Origin of the sequence: uncultured Pedobacter sp., assembly GCF_913776295.1 — a bacterium.
GTDB lineage: Bacteria > Bacteroidota > Bacteroidia > Sphingobacteriales > Sphingobacteriaceae > Pedobacter.
In genome coordinates this window covers 156,440-169,558 of record NZ_CAJYOJ010000060.1, presented here as the reverse complement: position 1 = coordinate 169,558, position 13,119 = coordinate 156,440, and the positions used below count along the sequence as shown (strand labels likewise).

Here is a 13,119-nt window from a genome sequence, read left to right as displayed (position 1 = left end):
TACACCCAAAACCTTTATTAGTTCTTAATCAATCGTTGTATTTCATCCAGTTTTAACAAGGCTTCTACAGGAGTTAACGCATTTACATCCAGATTATTCAATGTATCGCGGATTTTTACCAAAATTGGATCATCAATGGCGAACATTTGCAGCTGGTAAGCCTGGTTTTGTACTTTTTTAATGCTATCCTTTATACTTTGTCCTTCTGTACGGTCTATTTCTAATTTTTTAAGAATCTCATTCGCACGGCCTATTAATTTTGTCGGCATACCGGCCATTTTTGCCACATGTATACCAAAGCTATGTTCACTACCACCGGGTATAAGTTTTCTTAAGAAAATTACCTTATTGCTCATTTCTTTTACCGATACATTAAAGTTTTTAATGCGGGGCATGGTATTGGCCAGTTCGTTTAGCTCATGGTAGTGCGTAGCAAATAAGGTTTTAGGTCGGGCCGTTGGATGCTGATGCAGAAATTCCGCAATTGCCCAGGCAATCGAAATACCATCATATGTACTCGTTCCGCGACCAATTTCATCAAGCAGGATCAAACTATCATCAGAGATATTATTCAGGATACTTGCCGTTTCGTTCATTTCGACCATGAATGTACTTTCGCCCGAAGAGATATTATCAGATGCCCCCACCCGGGTAAAAATCTTATCTACTATCCCAACTTCTGCATCCTTAGCCGGAACAAAAGATCCCATTTGTGCCATTAACACAATCAGTGCGGTTTGACGCAAAATAGCAGATTTACCTGCCATGTTGGGACCGGTAATCATGATGATCTGCTGACTTTCTGTATCAAGATATACATCATTGGTGATGTATTCAGTGCCAACAGGTAACTGTTTTTCAATTACCGGATGACGGCCACCTTTAATATCAAGCACTTTATTTTCGGTAACTTTTGGCTTGTTATAATGATTTTTAGCCGCCAGCTGGGCAAAACACAACAAACAGTCGAGCTGGGCGATCAGATAAGAATCAAGCTGGATGGGTTTGATGTAACTGGCCGTTTCGTACATCAGTTCGTTATACAAACGGATCTCAATAGCCTGTATTTTTTCTTCCGCACCCAAAATCTGGTCTTCGTATTCTTTCAGTTCTGGTGTAATGTATCTTTCCGCATTTACCAAAGTCTGTTTACGGATCCAACCTTCCGGCACTTTATCTTTATGGGTATGGGTAACCTCTAAATAATAACCGAAAACATTATTAAAGGCAATTTTTAATGATGGAATACCTGTAGCTTCTGCTTCCCGCTTCTGGATCTGAACCAGATAATCCTTTCCGCCAAAAGCAATTTTGCGTAAACGGTCTAAATCTTCATCTACCCCATCAGCAATTACGTTTCCTTTAATCAGCAACGCCGGAGGATCAGCCTGTAACTCTCTTTCAATCCGTTCTCTTATGGCCAGACAAGGGTTTAGCTGGTCGGCTATTTTAATCAGGAAAGGATTTTTAGATTCGCCTGCCAGTTTTTTAACGGCTTCGATATGATATAGTGCCCGTTTTAAAGCCACCAGTTCCCTTGGACCTACCCTTTGTAAACCGACCTTCGATATCAACCGTTCTAGATCGCCTATCTGCTTGATATTACTCAGAAATTCGCCCTGTAAGTCCTCATGTTTTACAAAGTAATCCACCATTCCCAGCCGTTCCTGAATAGGTTTCAATTCTTTTAACGGCATAATGATCCACTTTTGCAACAAGCGTGCACCCATTGGCGTGCAAGTATGGTCTAAAATATCGAACAGCGTTACCGCATTGTCGTTAGGAGAATTCACAAGCTCCAGATTACGGATGGTAAAGCGGTCGAGCCACATGTAGCGGTCTTCCTCTATTCTGCTAATGGAAGTAATATGTTGCAGGTTGCGGTGTTCAGTTTCACCCAGATAATGCAAAATCACGCCAGCGGCCACAATTCCACTTTGCAAACGCTCAATGCCGAAACCTTTTAACGAAGAGACCTCAAAATGCTTCATCAGGGTTTCGTTTCCAAAATCAGTGGTAAACGGCCATTCATCTAAGCCAAAAGTGTAAAAACGATCGCCAAAGTTTTCAGTAAAAGCTTGTCGCTTTGATTTTTGAAAGATCACTTCTGTAGGTTTAAATCCTTGCAAAAGTTTATCAATATAGTCGCTGTTACCCTGAGCAATTAAAAATTCGCCTGTTGAAATATCTAAAAATGAAACACCCAGATGCGTTTTATCAAAGAAAACAGCAGCCAGGAAATTGTTAGACTTCTGGCTTACAATATTGTCGCCATAAGCCACGCCAGGGGTAACCAGCTCTGTTACACCGCGCTTAACAATGGTTTTGGTTGATTTAGGGTCTTCAAGCTGATCGCAGATGGCTACGCGTTGCCCGGCACGTACCAGCTTGGATAAGTAATTATCTAAAGAGTGGTGCGGAAAACCGGCCAGTTCTAAGGCGCCACCATTGGGACCAGTACCTCTTCTGGTTAATACAATGCCTAAAATCTGCGCCGTTTTAATGGCATCTTCGCCAAAGGTTTCATAAAAATCGCCAACCCTAAATAGTAAAAGTGCACCCGGATACTTCGCCTTTATCGCGTTGTATTGCTGCATTAACGGGGTTTCTTTATTTGTGTCTTTAGCCAAAACTGAAATGAATTTACAAAAGCCATAAAGATAACACGAATAAGCATTTTACAACTGTTTTGTTGAAAAGTTAAAAAAATTGGTTGTTTAACTGTTTAAATTGATTACTTGTAGGATATCAGAGTTAACCAATTTATACGATTAAAACAGTTAACCCTTTTGTGGAAATGAAGGGTTCTGTGCATCTCGGGCTGTATAGCCCTGTTATCCGCTTTACTTCGTTACACTCCGTGCCCGCTCCTACCACGTTTAGATACACTGGGCTTTTCTAATCCTGTTGTATGATCATCCAATCCGAGCTACAGTTAACCAGTTTATACGATTAAAACAGTTAACCATTTTTTGGAATGAAAGGTTCTGTGCATTTCGGGCTGTGTAGCCCTGTTATCCGCTTTACTTCGTTACACTCCGTGTCCGCTCCTACCAGGTTTAGGCACAATGGGCTGTTCCAAACCTGTTGTATGATCATCCAATCCGTGTTACAGTTAACCAATTTATACGATTAACCGATTAAACTTTCTAAACAAATCATCTACTTGTATGTTAATCTTTGTATAAACTTTTTAATTATGACGATCCAACTCAACACCGACAAAAACTTAACGATACACCAGGAATACGAAGAAAAAATCAATAACCAATTAAACGAAGGCCTAAGTAGATTTAGTGACTTAATTACCCGCCTGGAAGTTCATCTTTCTGATGAGAATGGCAGCAAAGATGGTTTGGATGATAAAAGATGTTTGTTAGAGGCCAGAATAACCGGAAAAGATCCGATAGCGGTTACCAACCTGGGTAATACTTACGATTTAGCCATTACAGGCGCCTTAACAAAATTAAAAAGTGCATTGGAAAAAGTGGCTGGAAAAATGAAGGCCCACTAATCAAATTTCTATCGTCATTCCCGCGAAGGCGGGAATCTTAAAGCCTTTAAATGCAGTAGGATTTCCATCCGATAGACATCGGATCAAGTTGGGAATGACGAATCTACAGAAACAGTACGCTATAGCTGTTCTATATATCCCAAAAATAGCTTCAAAGCCTTTTTCCTATCCTCAGTTACTTCAAATTGAAGTTTGTGATACAGATAGTCTTCCAGATCGAAGTTTGGTGACCCTGGTAATTCTGCCAAAACTTCCTTTCTGTGATCTAAACCGAATTTTAAAGCAGCATTAAATTCGGCCTTAAAATCTGCTGAAACCTCTTTATTGGCTACCCAGGCGGCATACATAAAGGGCAAACCAGTAAAATTCTTCCATTCCTCTCCCATGTCGTAAGCGTAAGCAAAATCATCTTTTTTACCAAAAGTCCGATCGCCGATCAAAACAAAAGCATCCGTTTTAGCATCAGGATCAGTTGTAAACGCCACTTCTCTTTTCCAATGGAACTTCAGCAATACTTTAGCTAAGTTATTTGATGTACGCGAGTGTGCATCCAGCCTTAGTGTTTTAATTTCATCGGCCGGAACATCACTAAAAATAAATACAGAATTTACGCCCCCGTCACTACCTATACAATAATCTGCCACAATATTGGCATTTGGGACTAAGGGAATCGCTGCTACCGGCATTAAACCGATATCTGCCTGACCATTAATTACTTTAGCCGCGCAATCTGAAGGAATATCTAAACTTAAATCAATTTTATTGATAATTTCCGAATGTTTTAATCCGTATATAAAAGCTTTTGTATTAGTATAGGCAACAGCCGATATTTTAATCTTATTCAAGGTGTTATATTTTGCGCCCCGCGTTTGGCGAAAAGCGTGTTATTCAATTATTGACTCGCTTTGGCTCGTGTCTCCAGGAACCATCATAAAATTCTATTAATCATTAGGTCCTGAAACACCCGTCCGAGCGGCCGGAAGTTTAGAATGACAAAACATGTTGTGTGATTTGTTTCGCGACTAGAACTTAAGCCGTTTATTTACGTTGGGTTATCCCATTTCTAAACCTTCTAAATGAACGGCACTGTTGAACTCAAGAACGCTAAATTGCCCGTTCTCGAATCCCATTTTATAGAGCACGGTATTCTGATGTGGGAACTCGGTCATTTCGCTTAATGGTTTACCCAGTAACAAACACAAGAAAACACGCATGGCCCTGCCGTGCATGCAAAGCAGTACCGTTGTTTCTTCAGGGCGGGTCATTAAAACTTCCATGGGTTGTTTCAACCGTTCATAAACGTCCTGAACACTTTCGCCACCATCAAAATGAGCAGTATAATCTCCATTTTCCCAGCTTTGTAACATTTCCCGGAAAGCCTCACGTGCGTCCTCGGTATTCGGTTTTCCTTCCCATATCCCCCAGGCTAACTCATCTAATCCCGAAAGCCTTTCCCAGGGCAATCCCGCATCGATAAACTTTTGCACGGTTTGCCAGGTACGTTTTAGATCAGACGTGTAAATTTTATCAAAAGGAACATTTTTATATTTTTGATAAAAAGCTTCTGCCTGGGCCCGGCCTAAATCATTTAAGTCAGAATTTATACCCCTGCCCTGTACTATGCCCTGTCTGTTGAGTTCTGTTTCGCCGTGGCGTATGATGTATATTTCTTTCATTTACTAAGTTATCGAATGAGTGAATGTGGAGTGATTGAATGTTAAAGTTAACGCTCAGAATCCTCGCTCGTCTCTTTACTCACGCTATCATCCAAATCATGAATTCACCACCGGTAATTTATAATACTGCGGTTTCTGCTCTTCTTCGAAAACGACGTTTTCAAAATCCGTAACCACATTGTATAGCGTATCGCGTTCTATCGCTTTTCTGCCTACCTGTTTAATCAGATTAACCAACTGTTTGGTACTCATTGCCGGATTTTGTTCTTCTGCTCCAGCCATTGAGTAAATTTTCGTGGTATCATCCAACGTGCCGTCAATATCGTCAACGCCATAATTTAAGGATAACTGTGCCGTTTCGCGACTGATCATGGCCCAGTAAGCTTTAATGTGATCGAAATTATCCATATAAATACGGGCAATGGCATAATTTCTTAAATCTTCAATTACTGAAGATTCAGGTACATTACTCATCTGGTTATGCTGATTTCTGAACTTTAAGGGAATAAAAGTTTGGAATCCACCTGTACGGTCCTGCAGTTGGCGCAGTTTTTCCATATGGTCTACGCGGTGCCAATATTGTTCAATATGGCCATACAGCATGGTCGCATTACTGCGCATGCCCAGCTTGTGCCACTCTTCGTGGATATCCAACCATTGCTGACCGGTACATTTATCCTTGGCAATTTGTTCCCTGATTTCTGGATGGAAAATCTCTGCTCCACCCCCCGGTATTGATTCCAGGCCTGCCTCTTTCATCAAACGCATCCCTGTTGCGTAATCGATTTTGGCCTTTTTGAAAATATAATGATACTCTACAGGGGTTAATGCTTTAACATGTAAATCCGGACGGTGTTGTTTAATAGCAGTGAACAGTGCCGAATAAAATGCCACATCATACTGAGGAAGTACTCCGCCTACAATGTGCACTTCCGTTACCGGTTCGCCATCATATTTTTTAACAATATCCAGCATTTGCTCCATTGTTAAGGCCCAGCCTTCTTCTTTTTGCTTGATTAAACGGGAGTACGAACAGAATTTGCAATCGTAAACACAAAGATTGGTCGGCTCGAGATGAAAGTTGCGGTTAAAATAGGTTTTATCACCATGTCTCTCTTCCCGGATAAAATTGGCCAGCACACCAAGATAACCCAATTCTGCATGTTCGTATAAGTACACACCTTCGTCAGGGGTAATCCGCTCTTTATGAAGAACTTTGTGTGCGATGTTTTGTAGTTCAGTTGATAAATTGGTATCAGCTAATATTTTTTCAACTTGTTCAGTTGTATTCATTCCTGATTAATTTTGAACAAAAATACAATATTGAGCCGATTTGAAAATCATTTTCTTGTAACAAACCGTGTTTTATGGAAATGGAATAATATTAAATAAGCACAGATGCACAGGACTCCACACAGATTTGTTTTGTATCCGGTTAAAGAATTAGTAAAGCATCATCATATCAGCCACGGAAACAGGAAAGACATGGAAAGGACATCTTAGAAAACAGTGTTCACATGGCTAAAATCAAATAAATTAATACTGATGCTAAAAAAACAACTGTTTTTAAATGCCTTACATAAAAGTAGCTGTTAAACATCGGTGTAGATGTATTTCCGCGGCAAATATGTCCAAATAAAAAAGCACCTCTTTTTTAGAGGTGCTCCGGGTATGTTTTTCAATATGGATATTATCTCCCAGCAGGTGCAAATGTTAAAATAATATTTGCAGTTCTGCCTCCGAACTCGATTGGTGATTTCAACACCATTTGTGTGCTTGAAAGTTCAGTTAACACTAAACGATAACCTTCAGTAACATTTTTAGCTTTATCACCCTCGTATATTTTTTTAAACTGGAAGGTTTGATCTTTTGGTGCGGCCGACCAGAAAATCGTTTGCATTACCGAACCACAAGCGCTCGATGCCGGTAAAGTATAGGAACCGTTTCCACTATTGGTTAAATTCCATGTGCTTCCCTCAAAACATTTGTAAGACTTTTCTCCAAATAAGCCCTGAACAGCGCCATCAGGTAATCCTTCCAAAGCAACGTTCGTTACTACCCATTCGCGTACAACGGTACCTCTGCTACCGGTTACACCTGCAGTTACCCGTTTTGCCGTATTACAGCTTTGTAACATTACTAAAGTAGAACATGCTATGGCGATAGCTATAAATAATCTTTTCATTTTTGTGTAATTTAAATTTCCTCAAACTTGTTACATAAATCTTGCCAAAACCATTATGCGCGGTAAATTTGCAGCAAATTACTAAATTGCGCCGCTATATCAGTTCGATCAAAATCAATTATCATGAAACCAGAAACCCTTGCTATTCACGCCGCTAATCTTGTAAAAATCAATACTGGTGACGTTACACCACCGATCAGTTTATCTACCACTTTTTTTCGTGGCGAGGATGGTGGTTATCCTGGCGGGCATATGTATAGCAGGGTAAGCAATCCTAACCGGTCTGCTTTAGAAAACACTGTATGCAAATTAGAATATGGCGAAGATGCGGCGGCCTTTTCTTCGGGTAATACCTGCGGTCTGGCTTTGTTTCAGGCTTTGAAACCGGGTAGCCACATTATTGCGCCTGATGATATGTACTGGGGCATTAAAAAACAGCTACTAACGATTTTTAATGATAGTTTGGAATTTGATTTTATTGACCAGACTGATTTGAACCTCATCAGATCGGCCATAAAACCCCATACTAAACTGATCTGGATTGAAACGCCATCCAACCCGCTATTAAAGATTACGGATATTGAGGAAATTGCCAAAATCGCAAAGGCGGAAAATATCACACTGGTTTGCGATAGCACCTTTGCTTCACCTGTTTTACAAAATCCGATTCTATTGGGAGCTGATATGGTAATGCATAGCAGTACGAAATATCTGGGCGGCCATAGCGATGTGCTTGGCGGAATTTTGGTAACTGCGAAAAAAGACGAGCTGTGGGAGAAGATCAGAAATATTCAGCAAACCGGTGGTGCAGTGCCATCTCCTTTTGATTGCTTTTTATTAAGTAGAAGCATAAAAACCCTTGCCTACCGCATGAAAGGACATTGTGAAAATGGAAAGATTATCGCTGATTATTTAAATAACCACCCAAATGTTGAGGCCGTTTTTTATCCCGGCCTGGTAGATCATCCTCAGCACGAAATTGCCAAAAAACAGATGAAAGATTTTGGCGGCATGATGTCGTTTCTGGTTAAAGGTGGTGTTGAAGCAGCGCATGAAATGGTCAACAAAGTTAAATTATTTGCGCAGGCAACCAGTTTGGGCGGCGTAGAAAGTTTGATTGAACACCGTTATTCAGTAGAAGGTCCTGACAGTAAAACACCAAAAAACTTACTCCGGATTTCTGTAGGGTTGGAACACGCGGATGATATCATAGCAGATTTAGCGCAGGCGTTAGGATAAGAGGTTTTATTGTCTTCATCCCTGAATAAAGACCGGTTGTTGTAATTTTATTTAGTGCGAAACATCCCCAACTGTTTTAGCTGATGATTTGTTTCTGTAATTTAAATAGCTCATTTTTAATTAATTGCTTAAAATTCAAAATTTTATTTTGTGTATTAAAAATAAATTCAGACATTTGAAATATTATTTGGTGATAAGCTAAATAAAAGTCAATCTTCAGAGGTTGATTTATAAAGAAGTGGTGAGAGACTGGCTCCACGACCCACTGGCAACCCTCAGAAAGAGAAGGTGCCAATTCCTGACCGGATAATAGGTGTTATCTGGAGATATAAACTATAACTGATGAAAACATTAAATCTTCGATCGCTAAGCGAACCTGCTGCTGAACTGAAAACGGTGAAACAACTTACTGTTTCTATTGCTTGTTACCATAGTCCTGCCATGGGATGTATGTGCTGTTGCATACGGTAATTTAAAAATCTTCCTCTTTTGTTTCTTTCAAACTGGAAGGTCCCAAACCATTGGGATACGCCCTGCAGGCTTTAGGATTAACCTAAGCCATCATCTCAAATTGTTCAACAAATAAAAATAGCAACCATGTCAACATCATATAAATTTGAAACTTTACAATTACACGCTGGTCAGGAAATAGATCCAACAACAGGTTCAAGAGCTGTACCGATTTATCAAACTACCTCTTATGGGTTTAACAGCGCCGAACATGGCGCCAATTTATTTGCTTTGAAAGAGTTTGGTAATATCTATACCAGGATCATGAACCCAACCAATGACGTATTCGAAAAACGCATTGCCGCTTTAGAAGGTGGTGTTGCGGCTTTGGCAGTGGCATCTGGTCAGGCTGCTCAATTTATAGCTTTAAACAACATACTGGAAACTGGCGACAGCATTGTTTCTTCTTCTCACATTTATGGCGGAACGTATAATCAGTTTAAAGTGGCCTTTAAGCGTTTAGGTATTCATGTCGATTTTGCAAATCCGGATGTTCCAGAAGAATTTGAGGCAAAAATTACCGGTAAAACTAAAGCCATTTATCTAGAAACTATAGGAAACCCTGCATTTAGTGTGCCCGATTTTGAGAAAATTGCAGCCATAGCCAAAAAATATGATCTTCCATTAGTGGTAGACAATACTTTTGGTGCAGGCGGTTACTTATTTAAGCCATTAGAACATGGTGCCAACATCGTAGTTGAATCTGCAACGAAATGGATTGGTGGACATGGAACAAGCATCGGCGGAGTAATTGTTGACGGCGGAAACTACAATTGGGGCAATGGAAAATTCCCTCAGTTCTCTGAACCTTCTCCAGGTTACCACGGCTTGGTTTTCAGTGATGTTTTCGGTAGTGGCGGGCCTTTCGGCAATATCCAGTTCATCATCCGTGCCCGTGTAGAAGGATTAAGGGATCTTGGCCCTGCCCTTTCGCCTTTCAATTCTTTTCTGCTGTTGCAAGGATTGGAAACGTTATCGCTCCGCGTACAGCGACATGTTGATAATGCTCTTGAACTCGCTACCTGGCTGGAAAATCATCCTTTGGTTAAGGAAGTGCATTATCCGGGATTAGCAAGCAGCAAATACAACAATCTTGCTAAGAAATATTTAAGTAATGGTTTTGGGGCAGTGTTATCTTTCGAATTAAATGGCAGTAAGGAAAACGCCACGCAATTTATCGATAGCTTAAAATTGGTTTCGCATCTGGCGAACGTGGGCGATGCCAAAACCCTGATTATCCAACCATCGGCCACAACTCATCAACAGTTGAGCGAAGAAGAGCAATTGGCAGCAGGTGTAAAACCAAATGCCTTAAGGGTTTCAGTTGGTATTGAACATATTGATGATATTAAAACAGATTTTGAACAAGCATTTGCGGCCATTAACGCACAAGTTTCTACCGAGAGTTTATCAGCCTAAGCCCATTTATTTTCCGAACACAACAAAACAATGAGTACAGCATCAATATATAATCATAACAAACAGTTTAAATTAGAAAGTGGAAAGAAAATCCGAAACCTACAAATTGCTTATCAAACTTATGGAAAGCTAAATGCAGCTAAAGATAATGTGATCTGGGTTTGCCATGCACTAACAGCTAATGCTGATGTTTTTGAATGGTGGGAAGGTTTGTTTGGGCGAAAGGCGTTGTTTAATCCTGAAGAGCATTATATTGTATGCGCCAATGTGTTAGGGTCTCACTATGGCAGCACCAATCCACTAAGCAATAATCCGGTAACAGGTTTACCTTATTATCTTTCTTTTCCGCAATTTACCATTCGCGATTTAGTATCTGCACACCAATTATTGGCTTCGCATTTGGGTGTTGACGATATAAAATTGTTAATTGGTGGTTCTTTAGGCGGGCAGCAAGCTGTGGAATGGAGTATTTCGGAACCGAATAAAATAGAAAACCTGATTTTAATTGCTACTAATGCAGCACATTCTCCATGGGGCATTGCTTTTAATGAAAGTCAGCGTTTGGCCATTACCACTGACAGGACTTTTTATGCCAACCAACCTAACGGTGGCAGTAAAGGTTTAAAAACGGCACGTAGTATCGCACTGTTAAGTTATAGAACCTACAGTGCTTATGGCAGTACACAGGTAGAAAGTGTAAACGATAAAACAGACAATTTCAGGTCGTCTTCTTACCAAAATTATCAGGGAGAAAAACTGATCAATCGTTTTAATGCTTACAGCTATTATTATTTAACCAAAGCAATGGATAGCCATAACGTAGGCCGCAACCGCAAAAGTATTGGCGATGCTTTAAAATTAATTACCGCGAATACACTGGTTATCGGAATAGAAAACGATGTATTGTTTCCACTTTCGGAACAGCAGTACCTGGCCGATCATATTCCTGGAGCAGAATTTATTGCTTTGCATTCTGACTATGGGCATGATGGTTTTTTAATCGAAACGAATGCATTGACCAATGTAATCGGAAACTTTATGAAAGAAAGCCGTAATAAAAAGATCATCAAATTACAGCATACCGCTTAGAAAGATATAAGGTAGAGGGTATAAAGGTTGAAGATGAAAACTGGATACTCACATAAAAATTTAAAACAAATTACAAAAATAAGAACAGCTATATCGGTGTAATCGACCTATCTGTTTAATCACTTTAAAATAATGAGTAAGAATTTAAAAATCGGTTTATTTGGTTTTGGTGTTGTAGGACAAGGTTTGTTGGATATCATCCAAAGCCAGAGCCTTAACCTGGAGATCATTAAAATCGCGATAAAAGATCCCCGAAAAAAGCGCACCTTGAATAAGGATCTGTTTACTACTGATCGTAATGAAATACTGAACAATACAGAGATCAATACCATTGTTGAACTGATCAATGATGCTGACGCGGCCTATGAAATTGTAACTACCGCATTAAAAAACGGTAAAAATGTGGTCTCTGCGAATAAAAAAATGATCGCTACACACTTAAAAGAATTGGTGGATCTTCAACAGAAGTATGGTACATCCTTACTATATGAAGGTGCCGTTTGTGGCAGTATTCCGATTATCCGTAATTTGGAAGAATACTACGACAATGAATTGTTCCATGCGTTGAGCGGAATTTTTAATGGTTCATCCAATTACATCCTGTCGAAAATATTTAACGAGAACCAAAGTTACGATTCTGCATTAAAGGAAGCTCAGGACTTAGGTTTCGCTGAAACTGATCCAATTTTAGATGTTGGAGGTTACGATCCGAAATACAAACTGGCTATTGCTACTGCCCATGCCTATGGTTTATTTGTCAATCCTGACGCCATTTTAAACATTGGTATACAGAACCTATCCAACCATGATATTAAATATGCCCGTGAGAAAAATTTCAAAATTAAACTGGTTCCTACCGCGCGTAAAGTAAATACGAAGGATATTGTGACCTATGTACTACCTAAACTCGTAGCGAAAGATGATTTTCTGTACAATGTAGAAAACGAATACAATGCTGTGGCCGTTCAGGCGGCTTTTGCCGACAAACAGTTTTTCTACGGTAAAGGGGCTGGTGGCCACCCTACCGGTGCTGCCGTATTATCTGATATCGCCGCATTACGTTACGATTACCGGTATGAATACAAAAAATATCACTCAGAAAATGGTGTAAAACATACAGAAGAAATTCTTTTGGAAGTTTACTTGCGTTATTCAGATGAAGATCTGATTACATTATTGGAATTTGACCACATTAGCGAGCGTTATGCGGCCAGCAGTTATAAATATGTGGTGGGTACGGTTAAGTTAGAAAGTTTAATTAAAAACCGCGATTTGCTTTTAGACCCATCTGTGTTTGTGGCTTACACCGGCAGACAAATTTACAAACAGGAGCAATTAAGTGAAAATGTTTTTGCCGCAGAACTGGCCAGCCTTTAATTTATTTTTTAGGATTATTTTTTTTATTTGTTTTGTTGTTAAGTACAAAGGTCGGAGCGATTCCGGCCTTTTACATGATTTAAAATTTTCTAAAATACGCTATCGGTCTT

General features: G+C 39.8%; 10 protein-coding genes and 1 riboswitch. Of the genes, 5 read left to right on the top strand and 5 right to left on the bottom strand.

Features of this window, described 5'->3' with window-relative positions; translation table 11 throughout:
- Nucleotides 1–17: 17 nt before the first annotated feature.
- Complete coding sequence (gene mutS / locus QZ738_RS13055) at nt 18–2,630, bottom strand: DNA mismatch repair protein MutS (RefSeq protein WP_293788194.1); 2,613 nt, start codon at nt 2,628–2,630, stop codon at nt 18–20.
- Between the two features lie 569 nt (nt 2,631–3,199).
- Here mutS and QZ738_RS13050 point away from each other — a divergent pair.
- Nucleotides 3,200–3,514, top strand: coding sequence for an HPF/RaiA family ribosome-associated protein (locus tag QZ738_RS13050; protein ID WP_293788193.1), 315 nt, complete (start codon nt 3,200–3,202; stop codon nt 3,512–3,514).
- A 119-nt stretch (nt 3,515–3,633) separates the two neighbouring features.
- Here the strand turns inward: QZ738_RS13050 and QZ738_RS13045 are convergent, their stop codons facing one another.
- From QZ738_RS13045 to QZ738_RS13030, 4 genes are all read right to left on the bottom strand, one after another.
- Entirely contained in the window at nt 3,634–4,359 is a 726-nt protein-coding gene (locus tag QZ738_RS13045) for a menaquinone biosynthetic enzyme MqnA/MqnD family protein (protein ID WP_293788192.1), read from the bottom strand.
- Between the two features lie 207 nt (nt 4,360–4,566).
- Entirely contained in the window at nt 4,567–5,190 is a 624-nt protein-coding gene (locus QZ738_RS13040; RefSeq protein WP_293788191.1) for a histidine phosphatase family protein, read from the bottom strand.
- A 96-nt stretch (nt 5,191–5,286) separates the two neighbouring features.
- Nucleotides 5,287–6,483, bottom strand: coding sequence for an aminofutalosine synthase MqnE (gene mqnE, locus QZ738_RS13035; RefSeq protein ID WP_293788190.1), 1,197 nt, complete (start codon nt 6,481–6,483; stop codon nt 5,287–5,289).
- Nucleotides 6,484–6,880: 397 nt separating this feature from the next.
- Nucleotides 6,881–7,375: a hypothetical protein gene (locus tag QZ738_RS13030; RefSeq protein ID WP_293788189.1), complete on the bottom strand. Its 495-nt coding sequence runs from the start codon at nt 7,373–7,375 to the stop codon at nt 6,881–6,883.
- Nucleotides 7,376–7,498: 123 nt separating this feature from the next.
- Here QZ738_RS13030 and QZ738_RS13025 point away from each other — a divergent pair, with 123 nt between their 5' ends.
- From QZ738_RS13025 to QZ738_RS13010, 4 genes are all read left to right on the top strand, one after another.
- A complete protein-coding gene (locus QZ738_RS13025) occupies nt 7,499–8,614 on the top strand; it encodes an aminotransferase class V-fold PLP-dependent enzyme (RefSeq protein WP_293788188.1) in 1,116 nt (371 codons plus the stop codon).
- 225 nt (nt 8,615–8,839) lie between these two features.
- Nucleotides 8,840–8,949, top strand: a riboswitch (SAM riboswitch).
- 262 nt (nt 8,950–9,211) lie between these two features.
- Nucleotides 9,212–10,543 carry an O-acetylhomoserine aminocarboxypropyltransferase/cysteine synthase family protein gene (locus QZ738_RS13020; protein WP_293788187.1) on the top strand — a complete coding sequence of 444 codons (1,332 nt, stop codon included), beginning with the start codon at nt 9,212–9,214 and terminating at the stop codon, nt 10,541–10,543.
- Nucleotides 10,544–10,573: 30 nt separating this feature from the next.
- Nucleotides 10,574–11,632, top strand: a complete 1,059-nt coding sequence (gene metX / locus QZ738_RS13015) for a homoserine O-acetyltransferase (RefSeq protein ID WP_293788186.1) — start codon at nt 10,574–10,576, stop codon at nt 11,630–11,632.
- Between the two features lie 132 nt (nt 11,633–11,764).
- Nucleotides 11,765–13,009 carry a homoserine dehydrogenase gene (locus QZ738_RS13010; protein ID WP_293788185.1) on the top strand — a complete coding sequence of 415 codons (1,245 nt, stop codon included), beginning with the start codon at nt 11,765–11,767 and terminating at the stop codon, nt 13,007–13,009.
- The last annotated feature ends 110 nt before the right edge of the window (nt 13,010–13,119 follow it).

Excerpts from the sequence above, each read along its gene's own strand:
- QZ738_RS13010 (WP_293788185.1), top strand. The coding sequence starts at position 11,765 with ATGAGTAAGAATTTAAAAATCGGTTTATTTGGTTTTGGTGTTGTAGGA.
- QZ738_RS13030 (WP_293788189.1), bottom strand. The coding sequence starts at position 7,375 with ATGAAAAGATTATTTATAGCTATCGCCATAGCATGTTCTACTTTAGTA.
- mqnE (WP_293788190.1), bottom strand. The coding sequence starts at position 6,483 with ATGAATACAACTGAACAAGTTGAAAAAATATTAGCTGATACCAATTTA.
- metX (WP_293788186.1), top strand. The coding sequence starts at position 10,574 with ATGAGTACAGCATCAATATATAATCATAACAAACAGTTTAAATTAGAA.
- QZ738_RS13020 (WP_293788187.1), top strand. The coding sequence starts at position 9,212 with ATGTCAACATCATATAAATTTGAAACTTTACAATTACACGCTGGTCAG.
- QZ738_RS13040 (WP_293788191.1), bottom strand. The coding sequence starts at position 5,190 with ATGAAAGAAATATACATCATACGCCACGGCGAAACAGAACTCAACAGA.
- QZ738_RS13050 (WP_293788193.1), top strand. The coding sequence starts at position 3,200 with ATGACGATCCAACTCAACACCGACAAAAACTTAACGATACACCAGGAA.
- QZ738_RS13025 (WP_293788188.1), top strand. The coding sequence starts at position 7,499 with ATGAAACCAGAAACCCTTGCTATTCACGCCGCTAATCTTGTAAAAATC.